The 22,728-nt window shown below is 65.4% G+C and carries 20 protein-coding genes; 12 read left to right on the forward strand and 8 right to left on the reverse strand.

Translation table 11 applies throughout. The features are described 5' to 3' along the window. Positions 1-345 precede the first annotated feature (345 nt). The gene (locus G3N59_RS07755) at positions 346-1,365 is read left to right on the forward strand and encodes an ABC transporter substrate-binding protein (protein WP_205982252.1); all 1,020 of its coding nucleotides are present in this window, start codon (positions 346-348) and stop codon (positions 1,363-1,365) included. A 111-nt stretch (positions 1,366-1,476) separates the two neighbouring features. Continuing rightward, complete coding sequence (locus tag G3N59_RS07760) at positions 1,477-3,159, forward strand: GMC family oxidoreductase N-terminal domain-containing protein (protein WP_205981982.1); 1,683 nt, start codon at positions 1,477-1,479, stop codon at positions 3,157-3,159. 60 nt (positions 3,160-3,219) lie between these two features. Here the strand turns inward: G3N59_RS07760 and G3N59_RS07765 are convergent, their stop codons facing one another. From G3N59_RS07765 to G3N59_RS07790, 6 genes are all read right to left on the reverse strand, one after another. Beyond that, the gene (locus tag G3N59_RS07765; RefSeq protein ID WP_205981983.1) at positions 3,220-4,650 is read right to left on the reverse strand and encodes an aldehyde dehydrogenase family protein; all 1,431 of its coding nucleotides are present in this window, start codon (positions 4,648-4,650) and stop codon (positions 3,220-3,222) included. Between the two features lie 33 nt (positions 4,651-4,683). Continuing rightward, on the reverse strand, positions 4,684-5,493 hold the full coding sequence (locus tag G3N59_RS07770; protein ID WP_205981984.1) for an ABC transporter permease: 810 nt from the start codon (positions 5,491-5,493) through the stop codon (positions 4,684-4,686). After that, positions 5,490-6,359, reverse strand: a complete 870-nt coding sequence (locus tag G3N59_RS07775; RefSeq protein WP_241023260.1) for an ABC transporter permease — start codon at positions 6,357-6,359, stop codon at positions 5,490-5,492. The genes G3N59_RS07770 and G3N59_RS07775 overlap by 4 nt, the downstream gene beginning before the upstream one ends. A gap of 44 nt (positions 6,360-6,403) precedes the next feature. Continuing rightward, on the reverse strand, positions 6,404-7,747 hold the full coding sequence (locus G3N59_RS07780; RefSeq protein ID WP_205981986.1) for an FAD-dependent oxidoreductase: 1,344 nt from the start codon (positions 7,745-7,747) through the stop codon (positions 6,404-6,406). 2 nt (positions 7,748-7,749) lie between these two features. Beyond that, positions 7,750-8,460 (reverse strand): HAD-IA family hydrolase, encoded by a 711-nt coding sequence (locus tag G3N59_RS07785; protein ID WP_205981987.1) that lies wholly within the window; start codon positions 8,458-8,460, stop codon positions 7,750-7,752. 63 nt (positions 8,461-8,523) lie between these two features. Beyond that, on the reverse strand, positions 8,524-9,600 hold the full coding sequence (locus G3N59_RS07790; RefSeq protein WP_205981988.1) for an ABC transporter ATP-binding protein: 1,077 nt from the start codon (positions 9,598-9,600) through the stop codon (positions 8,524-8,526). 98 nt (positions 9,601-9,698) lie between these two features. Here G3N59_RS07790 and G3N59_RS07795 point away from each other — a divergent pair, with 98 nt between their 5' ends. The 4 genes from G3N59_RS07795 (at position 9,699) to G3N59_RS07810 (ending at position 12,403) form a co-directional block, all read left to right on the forward strand. Further along, a complete protein-coding gene (locus G3N59_RS07795; RefSeq protein ID WP_205981989.1) occupies positions 9,699-10,658 on the forward strand; it encodes a LysR family transcriptional regulator in 960 nt (319 codons plus the stop codon). A gap of 217 nt (positions 10,659-10,875) precedes the next feature. Then, a complete protein-coding gene (locus G3N59_RS07800) occupies positions 10,876-11,331 on the forward strand; it encodes an AraC family transcriptional regulator (protein ID WP_205981990.1) in 456 nt (151 codons plus the stop codon). Continuing rightward, positions 11,328-12,026, forward strand: a complete 699-nt coding sequence (locus G3N59_RS07805) for an HAD-IA family hydrolase (RefSeq protein ID WP_205981991.1) — start codon at positions 11,328-11,330, stop codon at positions 12,024-12,026. The genes G3N59_RS07800 and G3N59_RS07805 overlap by 4 nt, the downstream gene beginning before the upstream one ends. Positions 12,027-12,046: 20 nt before the next feature. Beyond that, entirely contained in the window at positions 12,047-12,403 is a 357-nt protein-coding gene (locus G3N59_RS07810; RefSeq protein WP_205981992.1) for a cupin domain-containing protein, read from the forward strand. A gap of 86 nt (positions 12,404-12,489) precedes the next feature. Here G3N59_RS07810 and G3N59_RS07815 read toward each other — a convergent pair whose 3' ends face one another. Both G3N59_RS07815 and G3N59_RS07820 read right to left on the reverse strand, forming a co-directional pair. Then, on the reverse strand, positions 12,490-12,984 hold the full coding sequence (locus tag G3N59_RS07815) for an Lrp/AsnC family transcriptional regulator (protein ID WP_205981993.1): 495 nt from the start codon (positions 12,982-12,984) through the stop codon (positions 12,490-12,492). 33 nt (positions 12,985-13,017) lie between these two features. Next, positions 13,018-13,911 (reverse strand): N-acetyltransferase, encoded by an 894-nt coding sequence (locus G3N59_RS07820; protein ID WP_205981994.1) that lies wholly within the window; start codon positions 13,909-13,911, stop codon positions 13,018-13,020. 347 nt (positions 13,912-14,258) lie between these two features. Here G3N59_RS07820 and G3N59_RS07825 point away from each other — a divergent pair, with 347 nt between their 5' ends. The 6 genes from G3N59_RS07825 (at position 14,259) to G3N59_RS07850 (ending at position 22,556) form a co-directional block, all read left to right on the forward strand. Further along, positions 14,259-15,554, forward strand: coding sequence for an FAD-binding oxidoreductase (locus tag G3N59_RS07825; RefSeq protein ID WP_205981995.1), 1,296 nt, complete (start codon positions 14,259-14,261; stop codon positions 15,552-15,554). A 59-nt stretch (positions 15,555-15,613) separates the two neighbouring features. Continuing rightward, positions 15,614-17,233, forward strand: coding sequence for an ABC transporter substrate-binding protein (locus G3N59_RS07830; RefSeq protein ID WP_205981996.1), 1,620 nt, complete (start codon positions 15,614-15,616; stop codon positions 17,231-17,233). An 85-nt stretch (positions 17,234-17,318) separates the two neighbouring features. Continuing rightward, positions 17,319-18,275, forward strand: a complete 957-nt coding sequence (locus G3N59_RS07835; protein WP_205981997.1) for an ABC transporter permease — start codon at positions 17,319-17,321, stop codon at positions 18,273-18,275. A 36-nt stretch (positions 18,276-18,311) separates the two neighbouring features. Next, positions 18,312-19,307: an ABC transporter permease gene (locus tag G3N59_RS07840; RefSeq protein ID WP_205981998.1), complete on the forward strand. Its 996-nt coding sequence runs from the start codon at positions 18,312-18,314 to the stop codon at positions 19,305-19,307. Continuing rightward, positions 19,308-21,011 carry an ABC transporter ATP-binding protein gene (locus G3N59_RS07845; RefSeq protein WP_205981999.1) on the forward strand — a complete coding sequence of 568 codons (1,704 nt, stop codon included), beginning with the start codon at positions 19,308-19,310 and terminating at the stop codon, positions 21,009-21,011. Between the two features lie 63 nt (positions 21,012-21,074). Then, entirely contained in the window at positions 21,075-22,556 is a 1,482-nt protein-coding gene (locus G3N59_RS07850; protein WP_205982000.1) for an NAD-dependent succinate-semialdehyde dehydrogenase, read from the forward strand. The last annotated feature ends 172 nt before the right edge of the window (positions 22,557-22,728 follow it).

Here is a 22,728-nt window from a genome sequence, read left to right on the forward strand (position 1 = left end):
AATATCGACCGTTTTCGCCATGATGGATCACTCGATGGTGTAAGCGTGTAGCGCACACGCGCGCCGGTCGATCGCAGAACACGTTTGCGCTACCCCGCCTTCATTGCCCGCGCGCCATCACGCCTCGCCGCCCTCCGCGTCATTACATCAAGTCATAGCGACTCCAACAATTTCGGCGTTGTAGCGTCAAAATTGGCTCACTATAGTCGAATCAGCCTCATGTCCGAATCCGCCGGAAGACCGTGCTGCCGAAGCGGCGCGCCTTGCCGGGCAAGCTTTCCCGTTCAACAATGTCGAGGAAGAGTCGTGATCAAACTGCAGAGCTGGCGCCCGGTCGCCATAACAATGACGTCGATGGCCGCCCTCGTGGCCGCGGCGAGCGCCCCCGCCCAGGCCGCCGGCAAGATAACTTTCGTGTCGCAAGGCGGTGCGTATCAGGAAGCGCAGACGAAAGCGATCCTCGACCCGGCAGCGAAGCAGCTTGGCATCACCATCGCGCAGGACAGCATCCCGGACGCCTGGCCGCAGGTGAAAGCGCAAGGCGCGACCGGCAAGCCGATCTGGGACGTGATCGACACGCCCACTTCGAACTGTCTGCGCGGCGGCCGCGAAGGCCTGATCGAGAAGCTCGATTTTTCGAAGATGCCGAACGCCGCATCGATCCCGGAGAAATACCGCACACCGTATTCGGTCGCCTACGAGTTCTATTCCACGGTCATCGGCTACAACAAGAAGACGCTGAAGAAAGTCCCGCAAAACTGGGCCGATTTCTGGAACGTCAAGGGTTTCCCCGGCACGCGCGCGCTGCGCAACGATCCGCAGACCGTGCTCGAAGCCGCCCTGCTCGCCGATGGCGTGCCGCGCGACAAACTCTATCCGCTCGACGTCGATCGGGCCTTCAAGAAGCTCGCGCAGATCAAGCCGGATATCGCGGTCTGGTGGACGTCGGGCGGCCAGTCCGCGCAGTTGCTGCACGACGGCGAAGTCGATATGGAAATGATCTGGAACGGCCGCGCGAGCGCCGTGCGCAAGGACAACCCGGATATCGCCTTCACCTATAACGACGGCATCCTGCAAAACACGCAGTTGTGCATCCTGAAGAACGCGCCGAATCTGCAGAACGCCGTGCGTTTCGTCGATGTCGCGGTGTCGCCGGATCTGCAGGCAAATCTGCCGACCTATATCGATTACGGCCCGGGCAACCCGGCCGCGTACAAGACCGGCAAGATCTCCGCGGCACGCGCCGCCGAATTGCCGAGCGCACCGGAAAACGCGGCAAAACAGACGCTGATGTCCGAAGAATGGTGGGCCTCCGACGCCGGCATTCAGGCCAAGGCGCGCTGGCTGAAGTTCATGCAGCAATAAACGCCCGCCAAGACACCGTGCAACAGCGCGCCCGCCAGCAGGCGTCACGCTGCTGCACGGCGGTCTCATCCGCCCTTCTGAACCGGCCTCTCTAACTGCGTTCGACTCCCTGTGTTCGACTACCTGATTCTCGGCGGCGGTTCGGCCGGCTGCGTGCTTGCCGCGCGGCTGTCCGAGGACGCCCGCAACACGGTCTGTCTCGTCGAGGCCGGCCGCAATCTCACCCACGCAACGCTGCCGCCCGACATCCGCAGCCGCTATCCGGGCCGCGCCTATCTCGACACGCGCAATCTATGGCAAACGCTGCAGGCTCGCATGAGCGCCCCTGCCGCACCGCGCCGCTATGAACAGGCGCGGCTGCTCGGCGGCGGCTCGGCGATCAATGCGCTGATGGCCAATCGCGGCGCGCCCGCCGATTACGACGAATGGGAAACGCTCGGCGCGAGCGGCTGGAACTGGGCGAGTTGCCTGCCGTATTTTCTGAAGCTCGAACACGATGTCGATTTCGACGGGCCGCTGCACGGCAAAAGCGGCCCGCTGCGCGTCACGCGCGCGCCGCGCGAGCGGCTTTCGCCGTTCGTGCGCGGAGTGATCGACGCGCTGGGCCGCCGTGGCTACCCGCTGCGCGCCGACCAGAACGGCGCGTGGGAAGACGGCACCTTCGTCGGCACGCTCGGCGTGAGCGCCAATGGCGAGCGGATTCCCACTTCGGTCTGCTATCTCGACGATACCGTGCGCGCGCGCCGAAACCTGAGCATCGTGACCGAAGCCCAGGTCGAGCGCGTGCTGTTCGACGGCCGGCGCGCGAGCGGCGCGGAACTCGTCTACCACGACGGCACCCGCGACACGATCAGCGCAGCGCGCGTGATCGTCAGCGCGGGCGCGATCCACAGTCCGGCCTTGCTGATGCGCAGCGGCATCGGCCCGGCGGCCGAACTGGCGGCGCACGGCATTGCCGTCGTCGCGGCGCGTGACGGCGTGGGCCGCAATCTGATGGAGCATCCGTCGATTGCCGTCTCAGCGTTCCTGCCGCCCGAGGCGCGCACGCCCTTTCCCGACGAGCATCACGAGCAGGCGATCGTCCGCTATTCGTCGGGGCTGGCAGGCACGCCGTGCGGCGACATGCACGGCGCGATCCTGTCGCGCTCGGGCTGGCATTCGGTGGGTTACCGGCTCGGCACGATGTTCTTCTGGGTCAACAAATCGTATTCGCGCGGGCGCGTGACGCTCGCCAGCGCGCACGCCCAGGCGGAGCCGAACGTCGAGTTCTCGATGCTTTCCGATCCGCGCGACCTCGAACGCCTGAAAGGCGCGGTGCGTTTTGGCGCGCACACGCTTGCCGACCCGGCTCTGGCGGCCACGCTCGGCCCGTGCTTTCCGTCGAGCTATTCGCCGCGCGTGGCCTCCGTGGCGCGCCCTGGCAACTGGAACGCGGTGCAGCGCGGCGTGCTCAGCGGGCTGCTCGATGTCGCCGGGCCGTTGCGGCCGGCGCTGATCGAACGCGTGATCACCCAGGGCGTGACGCTCGACACGCTGCTCGCCGACGATGCGGCGCTGAGCGGCTTCGTCACGCAATCGGTGGGCGGCACCTGGCATCCTTCGGGTACGTGCAGGATGGGCGCGCATGGCGACCCGCTCGCGGTGACCGGGCCCAACGGCGCGGTTCACGATGTCGATGGCCTGAGCGTGTGCGACGCGTCCGTGATGCCGTCGATTCCCTGCGCAAACACCAACGTGCCCACGATCATGATCGCCGAGCGGATCGCGGACATGCTGAAGCAAGCAAAGACCTGAACGCAGGTCGAAACGCGCGCGCCTGACCGGAGCACGCCGCCCCGGCCAGGCGCGCGCGTTTCACTCGCCGTAGCCCACCACGCCCTTCACTTCCAGAAACGATTCGATACCCCATTCGCCGTACTCGCGGCCGTTGCCCGACTGCTTGTAACCGCCGAACGGCGCGCCCGCATCCCACGCCGGATAGTTCAGATACACGCTGCCCGCGCGCAGGCGGTACGCCACGCGGCGCCCGCGCTCCACATCCGCGGACTGCACATACGCGGCCAGCCCGTACGGGCTGTCGTTGGCGATCGCAATCGCGTCTTCGTCGTCGCGATACGGAATGATCGTCAGGACCGGCCCGAAGATCTCCTCGCGGGCGATCCGCATGTCCGGCGTGACATCGGCGAACACGGTCGGCTGCACGTAATAGCCCTGTTCGAGCCCGGCCGGCCGTCCCACGCCGCCCGCCACGAGCGTCGCGCCTTCGGCAATGCCCGCGCCGATCAGCTCCTGCACGCGGCCGAACTGCACCTCGCTGACCACCGGCCCCAGCGTCGTGCCGGGCGCATCGGCCGGACCGACGCGATGCGCCAGCGCCGCGCGCCGCGCGATCTCGACCGCTTGCGCGTGGCGCGCGGCGGGCACCAGCATGCGCGTGGGCGCATTGCACGATTGCCCGCTGTTGCCGAAACAGGCGTACACGCCCTTCGTCACGGCATCCTCGAAATCGACATCGTCGAGCAGCAGATTCGCCGACTTGCCGCCCAGTTCCTGATGCACGCGCTTGACCGTGGGCGCGGCGAGTTGCGCAATCTGGATGCCGGCGCGCGTCGAGCCCGTGAACGACACCATGTCGATATCCGGATGCGCCGCCAGCGGCGCGCCCACCGAAGGCCCGTCGCCCTGCACGAGATTGAACACGCCAGGCGGCACGCCCGCGGCATCGAGCACTTCGGCGAACAGCACCGCGTTCAGCGGCGAGATCTCGCTCGGCTTGAGCACCATCGTGCAACCCGCGACCAGCGCAGGCGCGACCTTGCAGACGATCTGGTTGATCGGCCAGTTCCAGGGCGTAATCAGCGCGACGACGCCAACCGGCTCGTAACGCACGCGCGTGCTGCCCTTGTTGCGCTCCCAGACGAAGTGCTCGCAGGTCTTCAGCAGTTCTTCCAGATGGCGGCGGCCGATACCGGCCTGCCATTCGTGCGCAAGCGCCTGCGGCGCGCCGATCTCGCGCGAGATGGCCGCGGCGATGTCGTCGTAGCGCACCAGGTACATGTCCAGAATGCGGCGCACGAGGGCCACGCGTTCGGCCGGGGTGGTCTGCGAAAACGATTCGAAGGCGCGTTTGGCCGCGTCCACCGCGCGATCGACATCGCGCGCGTCACCGATGGCGATTTCGGCGAACGGCTGTTCGGTGCAAGGATCGATGACCGGCAGGCGCGCGTTGCCGGCGGGCGCGACCCACGCGCCATCGATATAGAACTTCAGGGCATGCTCTGTCATGGAGGATTCCAGTCACGGGAAAGAGGCTCAGACTCAGGCGCGCGCCGGCTGCACATTACCCTGGCCGCTGCGCCGGCTGACCACCACGAGCAGCACGAGCGCAAGCGTCAGCGCAGTCAGCATCGTGCTGATCGCGGCGATGGTCGGATCGATTTCGTCGCGCAGCGTGACGAACATCCGGCGCGTGAGCGTCTGGTTGTCGCCGCCGGAAACGAACAGCGCCACCACCGTTTCGTCGAGCGCCTGAATGAACACGAACACCGCGCCCGAGATCACGCTCGAACGGATCTGCGGCAGCGTCACGGTCAGAAAGCTGCGCAGCCGGTTCATGCCGAGGCTGCGCGCCGCCATTTCCTGGGCATGATCGAACGAGCGCAGATCGGCGCCGACCGAAATCAGCACGTAGGGCAGCCCGAGCATCGCATCGGCGACAATCAGCCCGCCCAGCGTATTCACATAGCCGAACTTCGAATAGACGAAGAACACGCCCACCGCGACGATGATGATCGGCACGATCATCGGCAGCATCAGCACGGTCTTGAGCGGACGGATCAGCGGATGTTCGCCGTGCTCGATGGCGTAGGCCGCCGCCACGCCCACCGGCGTGGCGATACAGGCCGCGGACAGCGAAGCGATCAGCGTGATGCGCGCCGCCGCCAGCCATTCGGGATTGCCGAAGAACGACTCGTACCAGCGCAGCGACAGCGCGGGCGGCGGGAAGGTCATGAAGCGCGTATCCGAGAACGACAGCGGCACGACGATCAGCACCGGAATCATCAGGAACGCGAGAATCAGCACCACCAGCGCGATCAGCGCGCCGCGCACGAACGGGTTCGGTCTCATTTCGCCCCCAGGGTCTTGTCGAGCGGAATCACGCGGCTCGCCAGATAGAAGATCGCGAATACGCACAGCAGCAGCACCACGCACACGGAACTCGCCGCGCCCCAGCTGTTGTAGATTTCGACGTTGCGGCTGACCACCATCGACACCATGATCGATTTGCCGCCGCCCATCAGTTCGGGCGTGATGTAGAAGCCCAGGCACAGCACGAACACGAGCGTCACGCCCGCCACCACGCCGCCCAGCGAAAGCGGCAGGAACACGCGCAGGAACGCGTGCAGCGGCGTCGCGCCGAGACTCGCGGCGGCCTGCGAGAGATTGGTCGGGATTTTCTGCATCGCCGAATAGAGCGGCAGCACCATGAACGGCAGCAGGATATGCACCATCGCCACGATGGTTCCGAACTCGTTGTAGGCAAGCTGCACGGGGCGATCGACCAGGCCCGAAGCCAGCAGCAGCTTGTTCACGACGCCGGTGCGCTGCAGCAACACGAGCCAGGCATAGGTACGCACCAGCACGCTGGTCCAGAACGGCAGAATCACCATGCCGAGAATCAGCGCGGTGAATCTGGGCCGCACGGAAGCCGCGAGAAAGGCCACCGGATAGCCGAGCAGGAGCGTCGCGCCGGTCACGATCAGGCTCAGCTTGAAGGTGAGCAGGAAGGTGTCGAGATAGGTGCCGCTGAACACGCGATAGTAGTTCGCGAGCGTGAAGCCGCCGTCCTGCCGCACCGACTGCCACGACAGCCAGGCCAGCGGCACGACCAGCAGGACCACGATCACGGCCAGCGCGGGCGCCATCAGCAGCAGCATCGTGCGGTTTTCGCGGCGTTGATGGTGCCGCGCGGCGGCGGTCTCGTCGGGTTGCATCGGTGCGGTTCCGGCCTCTGTAACAAGTGCTCTGGCAGTAGTCATCATGCCCCCATGGCATCGAGGAACTGATACCACGCGGCCACGATTCTGACACCTGGCGCGCGCAGCGAGTGAAACGGCACGGGGCGCAGACCGTCCTGCGCGAGCAGCGCAAGATCGGGCGTGTCGCCAAGAGCGAGCGCGGCCGCATGCTTGCCGATCAGGCTCGCCATGGCCACGCCCGCGCCGTTATAGCCGACGCAGAACACCGTCGCGTCGTTCGCGCGGCCCACATGCGGCAGCGCATTGAAAGTCATGCCGACATAGCCGGACCATCGAAACTCGACGCGAATATCGGCGAGATCCGGGAACAGCCCGACCATCGCCCGGCGCAGCGCCTCGAAGCCGGTGTCCTGCCCTTCCTTGCCGAAAGCATCGCGCCCACCGAACAGCATGCGGCCGTCCGCGCGGCGGAACCACTTCATCATGCGGCGCGTTTCGGTGTAGCTGCGCCGCTGCGTCATCAGCTTCGCGTCCAGCGCGGCGGGCAGGCGTTCGGTTGCGATCATCGCGCTGCGAAACGGCACCAGCTCGCGGCGCATGGCATCGGTTGCGGGCGTGAGGTCCGAATAGGCGTTTGTCGCGACGATCACCTGGCGCGCGCGCACGTTCGCACCTGGCGTGCGCAGCGTAACGCCACTAGCGCCGCCAACGCCCGGCGTGCGATCGATTGCGAGCACGGGCGTGGAGGTGTGGATCGGCACGCCGCGTGACGCGACCGCACGCGCAATGCCCAGCACGTATTCGAGCGGCAGGATCGTGCCGGCGTCGGCGCTGAGCACGCCGCCGACAAAACCGGTCGAGCCGGTTTCGGCGCTGACTTCGTCGCGCGACAGCACCGTCATCGAGCGGTCGCCAAGTTGCGCGCGCACCCATTCGGCTTCCGCGACAATCGACGCGAGCGCACGCGCGGTATGCGCGCAGCGCAGGCTGCCGGTGCGTTCGAACTGCGCGCGCGCAATCCCGCATTCGTCGACCAGCGCCTCGACCGTGCGAACGCCCTCGTGCGCGAGACGGTGCATGCGCCTCGCCACGTCGATCCCATGCGCGCTCGCGATCGCCGAAAACGACGGGCGAAACTTCGACGACACCACGCCGCCGTTGCGCCCGCTCGCGCCCCACCCGACCGGATTCGCGTCGAGCACCGCGCACGACACGCCGCGCTGCTGCAACGCGTGGGCGGCGCACAGGCCGGAGTAACCGGCGCCGATCACGGCGACCTCGACCTGCAGATCGCGCGTGAGCGGCCCCGCGCCAACCGTCGCGTCCAGCGAGGCGGTCTGGCCAGCCAGATGCCGCCAGAGCGATTCCGGCTGCGGCGAGGTCGAAACCGGCGGCGCGAGCATCGTCAGGCCGCGCAGAGTTCGGCTTCGACGGCATCGGCGAGTGCCGCGAGCGTCGGGAAGCAGAAGGTCGGCGTCGTCACTTTTTCGGGCACCGGCGTGCCGCCGAAACCCGCCTGGCCGCGCCGGCGCTCGATCCAGCAGGTCGAATAGCCCAGCTCCGTCGCGATGCCGATGTCGTGATACTGGCTCTGCGCCGTGTGCAGGATCTCGCCGAACTTGTAGCCGAACGCCGCCTGACGGCCACGGTTATAGGCGAAGAATTGCGGATCGGGCTTCGCCACGCCGGTTTCGTCGCAGCAGACCGTATCGTCGAACGGGTCGCCCAGCGTGTGGGCGTACGCGGAAAGCGCGACGCGGTCGGCGTTCGTCATCGCAACCAGCCGGAAGTGCTTGCGCAGCCGCTTGAGCGCCGCCACCGAATCCTCGAATGCCGGCCAGTCGAGCACGTCGCGCTGAAAGGCGGCGGCCGTGGTCGCATCGGCGGGCAGGTCGAGTTCGGCGGCCAGCGACAGCCACACATTGGCCATCTCGTGGCTGGAGCGGCCATAGAATTTCGCGCGGCCGCGCAGATAAGGCTCGAAAATCTGCTCGTCGGTCAGATCCTTCGCGGCCGGACCGCCGAGGCGGCGAACCGAGGTCAGCACGCCTTGTTCGAAGTTGATCAGCGTGCCGACGACGTCGAACGTCAGCACCTTGAAATCGGTGAGCTTCATGGAGAGGTCCTTGATTGCGTTACGGTTGGCTGAAAAGACGGCATGCGCGGCACCCGCGCGCGCTCACGCGGGTACCACGATCGTGTCGCGCGGACTGAGTGCAACGGAAACGGGGGAACCGGGCGCCGGAATGCGATGCCGCGCATCGTGATTGCCGGGCTGGCGCAGGCTGAGCGCGGTGCCGTCCGCGAGCTTCGCGAACACGCGCAGGCTCTCGCCCTGATACAGCACTTCGGTCACGCGGGCCGACAGGCGGTTGGCGTCGGGCGGCGCATCGCCGCTGTCGATCACCAGCTTTTCGGTCTGCACCGCGAGCAGCAGCTTGTCGGCGTTCGGCAGCGGTTCGGCGGAACGCAGCACGGCGTCGCCCAGCCGCACCGCGTCGTCGCCCGCGCGCGTGACCGGCAGCAAGGTCGCCTCGCCGATAAAGCTCGCCACGAACGCATTGCAGGGCCGGTCGTACAAACGCTCGGGCGTATCGATCTGCACCAGCTTGCCGTTCTTCAGGACTGCCACGCGATCGCTCATGGTCAGCGCCTCGCGCTGGTCGTGCGTCACGTAGACGATCGTCGCGCCAAGCCGGCGATGCAGGCGGCGCAGTTCGATCTGCATCGTCTCGCGCAATTGCTTGTCGAGCGCGGACAGCGGTTCGTCCATCAGGATCAGTTGCGGTTCGAACACCATCGCGCGGGCCAGCGCGACGCGCTGGCGCTGGCCGCCCGAAAGCTCGCTGATACGCCGGCTTTCGTAGCCGCGCAGCTCGACCATCGAAAGCGCATCGGCCACCTTGCGGGCCCAGCCCGATTTCGGCTCGCGGCGGGCGCGCAGCGGGAACGCCACGTTCTCGCCCACCGTCATGTGCGGAAACAACGCGTAGTTCTGGAACACGATGCCAATTTCGCGCTTGTGCGGCGGCGCAAATGTAATGTCGCGCTCGCCAACCCAGACGCTGCCGCTGGACGGCTGCACGAAACCGCCGAGAATCCCGAGCAGCGTGGTCTTGCCCGAACCCGACGGGCCGAGCAGCGAAACGAATTCCCCTTGCGCGACCTCGAGCGACACATCGTCGAGCGCAACGACCTGGCCATAACGTTTGACCGCCGATCGAATCGATACGCCTGCCTTTACTCGTGCGTCCATCGTCGCGCTCCGCCTTTCAGTCAGTGTTGAACCAAGAATAGGCGGCGATTTTTTTGACGGCAATTCCCGAATTGTTGGATCAGGCATAACATCAGGTCATGCCAAACCTTCGCCGAAAACTCCCGAGCGCCAACGCGCTGTTCGTCTTCGAGGCGGCCGCGCGCTGCGGTAACTTCACGCGCGCCGCGCAGGAGCTTTATGTCAGCCAGCCGGCCGTGAGCCGCATGCTGGCGCGCATGGAAGACCATATTGGCGTGCGCCTGTTCGAGCGCGTGCATGGCGGCATCGAATTGACCGAGAACGGCCGCATTCTGTACCGCAAGATTTCAGAGGGACTGAACGGTATCGAGGAAGCGATTCTGGAGATCGAGGCCCGCGCCACGGGCGTCGAGCCGGTTACGCTCTCGGTGTCCACCGCCTTCACCACGCACTGGCTGATGCCGCGCATGAGCCGTCTGAACGAGGCGTTTCCTTCGGTGGATCTGCGCTTTCAGTTGATTTCGGGCCGGATCGGCGGACCGCTCGGCGATGTCGATCTGGGCATGCGTTTTCTGCACGAAGCGGAGATGGGGGAAAACAGCATCAGGGTTATGCCTGAGGTGCTGCTGCCGGTGTGCAATCAGCGTTATCAGGAACTCGCGCTGGGCGAGGACTGGCTGGCGCACGGCGACACCGTCATCGTCATGGACGACGAGGAGCGCGGCTGGCACGCGCGCTTTGCTGCGTTCGCGAACGAGACGCGGCGCGCGGCTGGCGTGCTGAGTTTCAACGATTACGCGATCGTCGTGCAGGCCGCGCTGCTCGGCCAGGGCCTCGCGCTCGGCTGGGTCAACGTCGTCATGCACTGGCTCGCGCAGCGGGCGCTGGTGCCCGCCGTGGACGAACTGCTGGTGACGAACCGTCTGTGCTGTCTGTCGTGGGCGCCGGGACGCCCGCTCAGGCCGATCGTCGCCGAAGTGCGCGACTGGCTGGTCGCGGAGATGCGCGCCGATCTGGCCGCAGTGGATAGCGCGTATCCGTCGCTCGGGCTGGCGGCGGCGCTTTCTTCTGGCGAATGAATCGACGATTCACACAGGGCGAATAACGGCCTGCGTTCTTCGCCGCCTTATTCGCCACATTCTTCGCCGCGTATTCCCTGGCCAACGCACAAGCCATCCAGTACCCCCGCATTTTCTACGGAGCCACCCTCCGTGATCGCGATTTGATACTGCCTGACGCGGGCAAATGAGTTTTTTCGGTGGCCGGAGCAATCGTAAGCTCTCCACTATGAAATTCATGTCCGACCTTGCCCACGCAACGAACGCAGCGGCCGTCCACGCGCCTTGCGCGCCCAGCGGCGGCATCCGTGCGCTGAACGGCCTGCGCACGCGTGCAGGCGTCGAACTCGCGATCGCGCAGATTCACGCCAGCCCCGCCAGCGATCTGAGCGTCGCGGCGCTGGCCGCGCGCGCCTGCCTGAGCATGTGGCGCTTCACCGTTCTCTTCAAAGGACTGACCGGCGAATCGCCGCATCGCTATGTGACGCGGGTTCGGGTCGGACATGCGCAAAACCTGCTGCGCCAGGGCTGCACGCCCGTGGACGCAGCGCAGGCGTCGGGCTTCTACGATCAGAGTCATCTGTCGCGCAGCATGAAAGCGAGCTGCGGCATGAGCCCTAAACAGTTTCAGCAACAGCAAACCGGCGACACGTCGGCTCTCTTCTCTTCCCTTTCATCCGCGAGCACCCCATGAGTCTGAAACGCTTCAAAGTCTTGACGTTCGACGTCGTCGGTACCCTGATCGATTTCGAGCGCGGCATGCTGAACTATCTGCACAAGGTAGCGGGCGACGCCAAAGTCTCGGACGAGGATTTCCTTGGCGCCTATCGCCAGGCGCGCAAGCGTGCCGATACGATCTGGTATCCCGACGATCTCGAACTGTGCTGGAAGCTGATCGCGCCGCGCCTGGGTCTGCCCGACAGCGACGAAGTCGCCAAAGGCTTTCGTGATTCGGTGTCCGAATGGCCCGCGTTCCCGGACTCCGTGGAAGCGCTCAAGCGCCTGCGCAAGCACTTCAAACTGGTGACGATGACCAATGCACAGACGTGGGCGCTCGCGCATTTCTCGAAGACCCTGGGCGAGCCGTTCGATATGCTGCTCGCCTGCGACGACGCGCTGTGCGAAAAGCCGGATGCACGCTATTTCGCCTACGCCCGCGGCCGTTTCGAACAGGCCTGGGGTTTGCGTCAGGAAGACAATCTGCACGTTGCGCAGAGCCAGTATCACGACATCGGCATCGCACGGGAACTCGGCATTACGAGTTGCTGGATCGAGCGCCGTCATGGCATGCCCAGCTCCGGCGGCACGATCGAGTCCGCTCACACGGTTCCCGACTACCACTTCCACACGCTCGCGCAACTCGCCGACGCTGTGGAAGCCGGTCAATAAGCGCAACGCCCGGACACATCATGCCGATCACCATTCTTTCGCAAAGCGCGCAATGCCAGGACCTCAAGCCTTCGGGCCCGGTAGGCGCACCGATCACCGAACCGGTCTGCGTGACGCAGACGCTGGAAGTGCCGCTCGAAGGGTCGGGCGGCAATCGCTCGGGGCTGTGGGAAGTGTCAGTGGGACGCTTCGCGCGTCACCTGGCCAATGCCGAAGTCATGCACATTCTCTCCGGCGAATGCACGTTCACGCCGACCGGTGGCGAAGCGCAGTCCATCAAGGCCGGCGACACGCTGTTTTTCCCGGCCAATACCACGGGCGTCTGGGATATCAAGACGCCGCTGCGCAAGGTCTATGTGGTAATGGCCGCCGCCTGAGATTGATTCGGATGCCGTAACATCAATCGAACGATGCGCTCTCGCCATGAAAGCGCATCGTCGATTAAAAACTCAGAGGAAAGCGGTCAGACCTTGCCGCCAAACACTTTCTCGATCGGGTAATGCGTCTTGATGAAAGGCGATTTGATCACGATATAGCTGAAGTATTTCTCGATCCCCACATTGCGCTCCAGCAGCCCTTCCATCAGTTCCTGATAATGGTTGACGCCGCGCGCCACGACCTTCAGCAGATAATCGTAGCCGCCGCTCACCAGATGGCATTCGATCACTTCGTCCAGTTCCTTCACCGCTTTTTCGAAGCGGATGAAATCCTCGCGATGATGGTCGGATAAAGTCACTTCCGTGAACACCGTCAGGATGTCACCGATCTTCTCCATACAGATCTGCGCGCTGTAGCCGCTAATGAAGCCTGCCTGCTCCAGACGCTTGACGCGGTTCAGGCACGGACTCGCCGAGAGCCCAACCGCTTCGGCGAGATCCACATTGGTCATCCGTCCGTTCTTTTGAAGCTGGCTCAGAATCCGCAGATCCAGTCGATCCAGCTGCATATTTGTACTCATACTGCGCTTCCCCAATGTTCCGATACGGGTCGTCTAACCCAGAGCCTGAGCAGCAACGGCAAAGGTATGCAGGTCGGCGGCGCCTGGCGTAGCGTCGCCGAGTGTCATTTTGGGGACACGATTCACGCAGGTCAACCCAAGGCTTTCGAACCACGCACCGATCGGCACCGCGTATTGTTCGACCGCGTCCAGACGCAGGAACTTGCCGGCGGCCATGCCGCAGAGATGCGCGATCAAGGCCTGCGCCAGTTGCGGCTCGGACGCCACCACCGGGCCGATCAAGGTACCGCGCCCGAAGCGGCGCAGAAATGCGAAGCCCAGTATGCCGTCTTCCGAGGCTTCGCTGTCCAGCACGATGGCCTGGACGTGCTGATCGAGCCACGCGGCGATCAGCCGGTCGCGCCGCATGCCGTTGGCGCGGGCGTCGAGTTCGCATAACGCGGCTTCGTCCGCGCGGCTTGCCGGGCGCAGACGCGTGCCCGCCGGAATGGCGATCAGCGGCGCCGAACGCGGGCGGCCCTGATACTGCAGCACCGCGCCGCTCTCGCGAAAGCCAAAGCGTTCGACCGCCTGCCGCCAGTGGCCAAACGCATGCACGGTGACGCTGCGCGCGCCCGCACGTTCGATGAGATCGCGCAGCAGCACGGCTTCGGCTTCGCCCGCGCGATGCGCCGCATCCGAAACCAGCAGGCTGATCGAAGCCGCGTGCTCGTCCCACACGAAAATCTGCCCGAGCGAAGCGATCTGGCCGTCGCACATCACGACCCGGCCCGTGCCGAGCGCACTCAGCGACTGCCAGTCGCTCAGCCGATGCGGCCAACCCGCTTCTTCGGAAAAGCGCTGCGCGGCGGGCAAGTCCGCCTCGCACAGATCGCGCAGCGAAAAGCGCGCCGCGTCTACCCGCTCATGTCTGTTTGAATCGTTCATGAAGGTCGAATGGTTTTATCAGCCCCATGATCGCCCGCCGGAATTTGCGCGCGATAGGAAAAACGCCACATGTTTTTCACCCGAAAACAACGTCCATCAGCACAAACCTCAATAGCATCTCCGCGTATTTTTTTGCGCCGTTGCTCAATCAAACAGCATCCAGCACATCATTTCCGCTGCACGGCAAACAATGCTGTCGAGCCCCCCATAAACCGTAGTTCCCGCTGTGTGACCCGGCCAATACGATGCGAAGCCTCCGTTTTGGCGTGATTCAATTTCATCACTGCTCTTCACCCGGGCGGTCATTACCGCCTCACCCTGGTTGAACCTGGAGATCGCATCAGTCGATGAAACTCGATTCGTATTGGAAGGAAGGTGTCGAGCTAACGGAGCACACCGCCGCGCCGCTGCCGTCCAGCGCAGACGTGGTGGTGATCGGAGCCGGCTTCTGCGGGCTCTCCGCAGCGCTGACGCTGGCTCACGCCGGCGCGCGCGTGGTGGTGCTCGAAGCCAACGATACCGTGGTCGCCGAAGCGTCCGGCCGCAACGGCGGCCATGTGAACAACGGTCTCGCAGTCGATTACGCGGCGCTGGCCGCGCAAATCGGTGCTGAAAAAGCGCGCGCGTTCTATCAGCTTTACGACGCGGCCGTCGATACCGTCGAGCGCATCGTGCGCGAAGAAGCGATCGACTGCGATTTCATGCGTCACGGCAAGCTCAAACTGGCCTCGCGACCGGCCCACTACGACGCGCTCGCGCGCAGCTACGAACGCCTGATCGCCGACGGCGTAGACACCGACATCGAACTGCTCGATCGCCATACCGTGCGCGCCGAAGTCGATAGCGACAGCTACCACGGCGGCCTGCTCTATAAAAAGAGCGCCCAGATGCATATGGGCCGCTTCGGCAAGGGTCTCGCCGAAGCCGCACGACGTGCGGGTGCGCAGATTCATACGCGCACGGCCGCCCTGCGTCTGGAGCGCATCGCGAACACGGCGCACGGCTATCGCGTGCAGACCGCGCGCGGCACCGTGCAGGCCGGCAAGGTGCTGCTCGCCACCGGCGCGACGCGCCACGGCAACTACGGCAGCTTCGGCTGGATTCGCCGCCGCGTGGTGCCAATTGGCAGTTTTATCGTGGCGAGCGCGCCGCTGGGCGAAGCCCGCGCACGCGCGCTGCTGCGCGAGCGCCGCACCTATGTCACGACCTCGAATCTGCATCACTACTTCCGCGTGTCGCCCGATCATCGGCTGATCTTCGGCGGCCGCGCGCGTTTCGCGGTGTCCAATCCGCAATCGGATGCCACCAGCGGAAAGATCCTGCGCGAAGGCCTGCTGGCCACTTTCCCGCAACTCGCCGACGTGCCGCTCACGCATTGCTGGGGTGGCATCGTCGATATGACGCAGGACCGCCTGCCCCATGCGGGCGAGCGCGACGGCCTCTTCTATGCGCTGGGTTTCAGCGGCCACGGCACGCAGATGTCCACGCATACGGGCCGCTGCATCGCCCGCACGATGCTCGGCGAGCGCGCGGCCAATCCGTGGTCAGGGCGCGACTGGCCGGCGGTGCCGGGCCATTTCGGGCCGCCGTGGTTCCTGCCTTTGATCGGCCTCTACTACAAGATGAAAGACGCCATTGCCTGACGCCCCGCGCAAGCGCATTCCGTTTTCAACCATGATTTTGCCTCCAGGAACGTGTAGCCATGTCTGAACGTAAAAAACTCGAAACTCTCGTTGGCGCACCGGAATCGGATCGTCTGATCGGCGCTCTCCAACACGGCGCAACCCGTCGCGACGTGCTGCGCATGCTCGCGGCAGGCGGCATGCAACTCGCGATGGCCGGCACGCTCGCCGGCGTGGCGGGCACTGCATATGCACAGACGCCGCGCAAGGGCGGCAAGATTCGCGTCGCGGGTGACAACGGCTCGGCGAACGACACGCTGGACCCGGCCAAACAGTCGAACAAGACCGACTATTGCCGCGGCACGATGCTCTACAACAATCTGGTCGAACTCGACGCCACGCTCGCGCCGCGTCCGGCGCTGGCCGAATCGTTCACCACCACCGATGCGCGCGTCTGGGTGTTCGCGCTGCGCAAGGGCGTGACCTTCCACGACGGCAAGGCGCTCTCGCCCGCCGACGTGGTGTTCTCGATCATGCGCCACAAAGACCCGGCCGTCGCCTCGAAAGCAAAGACGCTGGTCGACCAGATCGACAGCGTGAAGGCCAGCGGCCCGAACGAAGTCACGGTGACGCTCTCCGCGCCCAATGCGGATCTGCCGGTGATTCTCGGCACGTTCTATTTCCATATCGTCAAGGACGGCACGACCGATTTTTCGAAAGGCATCGGCACGGGTCCGTTCAAGCTGCAAACCTTCCAGCCGGGCGTACGCTCGATCATGGTTCGCAATCCGAATTACTGGAAACCGGGCCTGCCCTATCTCGACGAAATCGAATTCGTGGGGATCGGCGACGAAAGCGCGCGCGTCAATGCGCTGCTCTCCGGCGACATGGATCTGGTCGCGTCGATCAACCCGCGCTCGGTGGCGCGCGTGAAAGGTTCGTCGAATGCCAGCGTGTTCGTCACGCAGTCGGGTCAGTACACCGATCTGATCATGCATCGCGACAGCGGCCCCGGCGCCAACCCGAACTTCGTGCAGGCCATGAAGCTGCTGCTCGACCGTAACCTGATGAAGCAGTCGATCGCGCTCGGCTATGCGGTCACCGGCAACGATCAGCCGATCGATCCGACCAACCGCTTCTACACGCCGGGCCTGCCGCAAACGCAGATGGATCTGGACAAGGCGAAGTTCTACCTCGCCAAGGCCAATCTGGGCAGCACGCCGATTCCCGTGGTCGCCTCGCCCGCCGCGATGTATTCGGTCGACATGGCGCTGATCCTGCAACAGACGGCGCGCAAGGTGGGCCTGAATCTGGACGTCAAGCGCATGCCCGCCGACGGCTTCTGGTCGAACTACTGGCTGAGCGCGCCGGTGGGTTTCGGCACGGTCAATCCGCGCCCGAACGCCGACACGCTGTTCACGCAGTTCTTCAAGTCGGATGCGCCCTGGAACGAATCGCGCTGGAAGAATCCGAAGTTCGACCAGTTGCTGCTCACGGCGCGCGCCGAAATGGACGTGGCCAAACGCAAGCAGATTTACGCCGATATGCAGACGATGATCCGCAGCGACTCCGGCATCGGCATTCCGCTGTTCCTCGCGACCATCGACGGTCACAGCAAGAAACTGCAAGGCCTTTCGCCGATTCCGCTGGGCGGCATGATGGGTTATTCGTTCGGCGAGCACGTATGGCTGTCGGCCTGATCGCGCGTCGAGGCAAACAGCGAAACAAAAAGCGCCGTGCATCGCAGGGATGCGCGGCGAGCGGTCCATTTGAGGGGTGTCCGACATGAACACTGTGATTGTTCGCCTGCTGGCGCGCCGCGTGGGCGCTGCCGTTCTATCGCTACTCGCGATCTCCGCCATCGTGTTCGCGATCACCGCGGTACTGCCCGGCGACGCCGCGCAATCGCAGCTCGGCCAGGACGCCACGCCCGAAGCGGTGGCGGCATTGCGCGCGCAGATGGGTCTCGACGTGCCCGCGCCGGTGCGCTACTGGCACTGGCTCACCGGCATGCTCACGGGCCACGCGGGCGAATCGATGCTCACGCATCTGAGCGTGTCGAGCCTCGTTGGCGACCGCCTGTCGCATTCGCTGCTGCTCGCGGGCATCACCACGCTGGTTTCCGTGCCGATCGCGCTGGCGCTCGGCATTCTGTGCGCCGTGCTGCGCGGGCGCGCGTTCGACCGCACGGTTAGCGTCGGCGTGCTGGCAGTGGTGTCGGTGCCGGAATTCCTGGTCGCCTCGCTCGCCGTGCTGCTGTTCGCAGTCAAGCTGCAATGGCTGCCCGCGCTCGCCTACCTCGACGATGGCGCGCCGTTCGGCCGCGTGCTGCGCGCGCTCGCCATGCCGGTGATGTGTCTGTGCTGCGTGATCGTCGCGCAGATGGTGCGCATGACGCGCGCCGCGCTGATCGACCAGTTGAAGGCGCCGTACATCGAAATGGTGCGGCTCAAGGGCGCGACGTCGTTCCGCATGGTGATGTTCCATGCGCTGCCCAACGCGATCGGCCCGATCGCCAATGCGGTGGCGCTGAGCCTTTCGTATCTGCTGGGCGGCGTGATCATCATCGAGACGGTCTTCAACTATCCGGGCATCGCCAAGCTGATGGTCGATAGCGTCAGCCAGCGCGACATGCCGGTCGTGCAGGCCTGCGCGATGATTTTCTGCTTCGCCTATCTCGTGCTCGTCACGCTCGCGGATGTCTGCGGGATTCTCGGCAATCCGCGCCTGCGCCATCGCTAACGCGTCATCACCCTTTCGCTTGTGGAGTTCAAGAAGATGACCCAATCGACCTCTGAGGGCAAACTCGCGCCACCTTCGGCCGACGCCGTGGCCGACCTGAGCGCGCACCCGCGCTTCATTCACCTGCGCCGCACGCTGGGCGGCCTGGGCGTGCCCGGCTGGATCGGTCTAGCGATCGTGCTGGTGTGGATCGCCGCCGCCATCGCCGGGCCGCTGGCCGGTGACGGCAGCAGCGCGTCGCCCGACAACGTGCAGATTTTCGCGGGCGCGAGCGCCCAGCATCTGCTCGGCACCGATTACCTCGGCCGCGACATGCTCGACCGCGTGATGATGGGCGCGCGCTACACCGTGGGACTCGCGCTGATCGCAACGCTGCTGGCCAGCGGCATCGGTACTGCGCTGGCGCTGCTGGCGATCGTCGGCGGTCCGAAGCTCGACGCCGCCATGAGCCGCACGCTCGATACGCTCACGGCAATTCCGAGCAAGATGTTCGCGCTCATCATGGTGGCGGCGTTCGGCTCCTCCACCGTCATGCTGACCGCGACGGCGGCGATCATCTATCTGCCCGGCGCCTACCGCATCGCCCGCTCGCTCGCCGTCAACATCCACGCGATGGATTACATCGCGGTTGCCCGCACGCGCGGCGAAGGCACGGCCTACATCATGCTGCAGGAAATCCTGCCCAATATCCTGAGCCCGATGCTCGCCGATCTGGGGCTGCGTTTCGTCTACGTCGTGCTGCTGCTCGCGAGCCTGAGCTTCCTGGGTCTCGGCATCCAGCCGCCGGACGCCGACTGGGGCTCGCTCGTGCGCGAAAACCTCGACGGTCTCGCCGAAGGCGCGCTCGCCGTGATCGCACCGGCGCTGGCCATCGCCAGCCTGACGATCGCCGTGAATCTGGTGATCGACAACCTGCCGGGCGGCGCGCGCAAGGCGAGCCGCGATGCCCGCCGTCAGGCCCGGCTCAACGAAAAATTCAACGCTACGCGGCGCGCGCAGATCGCGAACGCAGCCGACGAGGAGGCACGCTAAATGGGCGCGGCAATTCATGTCAAAGACCTGACCATCATGGCGGGCGAAGCGGTGCTGGTGGATCGTCTCGCCTTCGATATCGCGCCGGGCCAGGTGCTCGCGCTGATCGGTGAATCCGGCTCCGGCAAGACCACCACGGCGCTCGCCCTGATGGGCTACGCGCGCGACGGTTGCGCGATTGCGCCGGACAGTATCGTCGATGTCGGCGGGCGTAATGTCGTCGCGCTCGATGCCGCCGCGCAGCGCGCGCTGCGCGGTCGCGTGGTCACGTATATCGCGCAGAGCGCGTCGGCGTCGTTCAATCCGTCGCGCACGATCATGGATCAGGTGGTCGAACCGGCCCGCATTCACGGCACGATGCCGCGCGCGGAAGCCGAAAAGCGCGCCGTCGAACTGTTCCGCGAACTCGCCTTGCCGAACCCGGAAACCATCGGCGCGCGTTATCCGCATCAGGTGTCGGGCGGGCAATTGCAACGGCTGATGGCCGCGATGGCGCTGATCACCGACCCCGATCTCGTGATCCTCGACGAACCCACCACGGCGCTCGACGTGACCACGCAGGTCGAAGTGCTGCGCGCCTTCCGCCGCGTGGTGCAGCAGCGCAAGACCAGCGCCGTGTATGTCAGCCACGATCTGGCCGTGGTCGCGCAGGTCGCCGATCACATCCTCGTGCTGCGCCACGGCAAGATGCGCGAATACGGCGAGTCGGACCAGATCCTGCACGCGCCCGAAGACGACTACACGCGCAGCCTGCTGGCCGCCGCGCGCCCGAAGGAGCGTCACGCGGCGACTTGCGATGACGACACCCGCGTTCAGACGCCTGCGCGCGCCGACGCCCCGCTGCTGCGCGCGGACCCCGACGGCACGCGTATGGCCCCGCAACCTTTGCTGCAGATCGACGCGCTGTGCGCGGGCTACGGCCCGCTCGACGCGCAGGGCCGCCCGCAAAACCGCATCCTCGATAAAGTCGATCTCAAGCTCTACCGTGGTCAGGCGATCGGCGTGATCGGCGAATCGGGTTCGGGCAAGACCACGCTCGCGCGCGCCGTGGCTGGTCTGATCGCGCCGTTCGAAGGGCGCATTGCGTTCGACGGCAAGCCCATGTCGCCGCAACTCGACAAGCGCAGCCGCGACGAGCTGCGCCGCATCCAGATCGTGTTCCAGATCGCCGACACCGCGCTGAACCCCGCGCATACCATCGAGCGCATTCTCGCCCGGCCGCTGCAGTTCTATCACGGCCTGCAGGGCAAGCCGCTGCGCACGCGCATCGCGCAACTGCTCGACATGGTGCGCCTGCCCCGCACGCTGATGGAGCGTGCGCCGGCCGCGCTCTCGGGCGGCCAGAAGCAGCGTGTCAACCTCGCCCGCGCGCTGGCCGCCGAGCCCGATCTGCTGCTGTGCGACGAAGTCACGTCGGCGCTCGACACCGTGGTGGGCGCGGCCGTGCTCGATCTGATGGCCGATCTGCGCAAGGATCTGGGCGTGTCGTATCTCTTCATCAGCCACGACCTGCATACGGTGCGCGCGATCTGCGATGAAATCGTCGTCATGCAGCACGGCCGCAAGGTCACCCAGGTCGCGCGCGAAGACTACGAGCGCGGCCCGCATCATCCGTACTACGAACTGCTTTCGCGCTCCGTGCCCGAACTGCGACGCGGCTGGATCGACGAAGTCCAGTTGCCGAAAACCGAAATCGCCGCGTGATCGCTCAAGCGCATCGACACGCGACTGAAACCCCTCACTCTTCACGAGATCAAGGAAAGCACCATGTCTCTGAGCATCAGCAACGACTCCCTGCTGCCGGGCCGCAACTATATCGATGGCGCGTGGGTGGACGCCGCCGACGGCACCACCTTCCCGGTCAGCGATCCGGCCACCGACGCCGTGTTCACGCAGGTGCCCAACAGCGGCGCTGAAGACGCAAAACGCGCCGTCGATGCCGCACAGAAAGCGTTCGCGTCCTGGCGCAAGGTGCCGGCCAAGCAGCGCGCCGCCATCATCAAGCGCTGGAACGATCTGATCGTTGCGCATACCGAAGACCTCGGCAAACTGATCTCGCGCGAACAGGGCAAGCCGCTCGCCGAAGGCAAGGGCGAAGTGCTGTACGCCGCCAGCTACGTCGAATGGTTCGCCGAAGAAGCCACCCGCACGAACGGCGAGATCATTCCGGCGCCGGTGCCGGGCCGCCGCATGTATGCGCTGCGCGAACCGGTGGGCGTGATCGCCGCCGTCACGCCGTGGAATTTCCCGGCCGCGATGATCGCGCGCAAGATCGCCCCGGCGCTGGCCGCCGGTTGCACGGTCGTGTGCAAGCCCGCCGAAGACACGCCGCTCACGTCGCTCGCGCTGGTCAAGCTCGCCGAACAAGCCGGCGTGCCCGCGGGCGTGCTGAACATCGTCACCGCCTCGCGCGAGAACACGCCCGCCGTGGTCGATGTCTGGCTCGACGATGCGCGCGTGCGCAAGATCACCTTCACGGGATCGACGCCGGTGGGCAAGCATCTCGCGCGCCGCAGCGCCGACACGCTCAAGAAGCTCTCGCTCGAACTGGGCGGCAACGCGCCGTTTATCGTGTTCGACGATGCCGATCTCGACGCCGCCGTCGAAGGCCTGATGATCTCGAAGTTCCGCAACGGCGGGCAGACCTGCGTGTGCCCGAACCGCGTCTACGTGCAGGCGGGCGTGCATGACGCCTTCGTCGAGAAGCTGGCCGCGCGGGTCGGCGCACTGGTAGTCGGTCCGGCCACCAGCGCCAGCTCGCAGATCGGCCCGATGATCAATGCGCGCGCGGTCGAAAAGATCGAGCGTCACGTGCGCAATGCCGTGGAAAACGGCGCGAAAGTGGTCGTGGGCGGTACGCGCGTGCAGTCGGAACAGTGCACCTCGGCGAACTATTTCGCGCCGACCGTGCTGATCCACGCCACGCCGTCGATGGATTGCTCGTGCGAGGAAACCTTCGGCCCGGTCGTGCCGGTCACGCGCTTCGAAACCGAAGCCGATGTGATCGCCCAGGCCAATGCCACGCCGTTCGGTCTCGCCGCCTACTTCTACTCGACCGACGTGCGCCGCATCTGGCGTCTCGCGGACGCGCTGGAAAGCGGCATTGTCGGCGTCAACGAAGGCGCGCTCGCCGCCGAAGCCGCTCCGTTCGGCGGCGTGAAGGATTCCGGTTACGGCCGCGAAGGCTCGACGCACGGCCTCGAGGAATACATGCACATCAAGTACGTCTGCCAGGGCCAGCTGGACTGAGCCTGCACACGACGGGCGGCCAGATCCAGCGCTGTGCATTCTGCTGTTTCGACCGCCCATTTCGATATGTGGTGCTGTGGCCAGGGGCGTTTTCAATTATTTGTGCACACGCGGCATTTCTATACTGCTTCACGTGCTGCTTCAGTTGCAGCAACGCGGCAACGCTGCTTCG

Origin of the sequence: Paraburkholderia sp. Ac-20340 (assembly GCF_017104965.1) — a bacterium.
In the GTDB taxonomy this organism is placed as follows: domain Bacteria; phylum Pseudomonadota; class Gammaproteobacteria; order Burkholderiales; family Burkholderiaceae; genus Paraburkholderia.

Bases quoted from the DNA above. Each gene is read 5' to 3' on its own strand.
- G3N59_RS07755 (WP_205982252.1), top strand. From the start codon at position 346: ATGACGTCGATGGCCGCCCTCGTGGCCGCGGCGAGCGCCCCCGCCCAG.
- G3N59_RS07765 (WP_205981983.1), bottom strand. From the start codon at position 4,650: ATGACAGAGCATGCCCTGAAGTTCTATATCGATGGCGCGTGGGTCGCG.
- G3N59_RS07770 (WP_205981984.1), bottom strand. From the start codon at position 5,493: ATGAGACCGAACCCGTTCGTGCGCGGCGCGCTGATCGCGCTGGTGGTG.
- G3N59_RS07775 (WP_241023260.1), bottom strand. From the start codon at position 6,359: ATGCAACCCGACGAGACCGCCGCCGCGCGGCACCATCAACGCCGCGAA.
- G3N59_RS07780 (WP_205981986.1), bottom strand. From the start codon at position 7,747: ATGCTCGCGCCGCCGGTTTCGACCTCGCCGCAGCCGGAATCGCTCTGG.
- G3N59_RS07785 (WP_205981987.1), bottom strand. From the start codon at position 8,460: ATGAAGCTCACCGATTTCAAGGTGCTGACGTTCGACGTCGTCGGCACG.
- G3N59_RS07790 (WP_205981988.1), bottom strand. From the start codon at position 9,600: ATGGACGCACGAGTAAAGGCAGGCGTATCGATTCGATCGGCGGTCAAA.
- G3N59_RS07795 (WP_205981989.1), top strand. From the start codon at position 9,699: ATGCCAAACCTTCGCCGAAAACTCCCGAGCGCCAACGCGCTGTTCGTC.
- G3N59_RS07800 (WP_205981990.1), top strand. From the start codon at position 10,876: ATGTCCGACCTTGCCCACGCAACGAACGCAGCGGCCGTCCACGCGCCT.
- G3N59_RS07805 (WP_205981991.1), top strand. From the start codon at position 11,328: ATGAGTCTGAAACGCTTCAAAGTCTTGACGTTCGACGTCGTCGGTACC.
- G3N59_RS07810 (WP_205981992.1), top strand. From the start codon at position 12,047: ATGCCGATCACCATTCTTTCGCAAAGCGCGCAATGCCAGGACCTCAAG.
- G3N59_RS07815 (WP_205981993.1), bottom strand. From the start codon at position 12,984: ATGAGTACAAATATGCAGCTGGATCGACTGGATCTGCGGATTCTGAGC.
- G3N59_RS07820 (WP_205981994.1), bottom strand. From the start codon at position 13,911: ATGAACGATTCAAACAGACATGAGCGGGTAGACGCGGCGCGCTTTTCG.
- G3N59_RS07825 (WP_205981995.1), top strand. From the start codon at position 14,259: ATGAAACTCGATTCGTATTGGAAGGAAGGTGTCGAGCTAACGGAGCAC.
- G3N59_RS07830 (WP_205981996.1), top strand. From the start codon at position 15,614: ATGTCTGAACGTAAAAAACTCGAAACTCTCGTTGGCGCACCGGAATCG.
- G3N59_RS07835 (WP_205981997.1), top strand. From the start codon at position 17,319: ATGAACACTGTGATTGTTCGCCTGCTGGCGCGCCGCGTGGGCGCTGCC.
- G3N59_RS07840 (WP_205981998.1), top strand. From the start codon at position 18,312: ATGACCCAATCGACCTCTGAGGGCAAACTCGCGCCACCTTCGGCCGAC.
- G3N59_RS07845 (WP_205981999.1), top strand. From the start codon at position 19,308: ATGGGCGCGGCAATTCATGTCAAAGACCTGACCATCATGGCGGGCGAA.
- G3N59_RS07850 (WP_205982000.1), top strand. From the start codon at position 21,075: ATGTCTCTGAGCATCAGCAACGACTCCCTGCTGCCGGGCCGCAACTAT.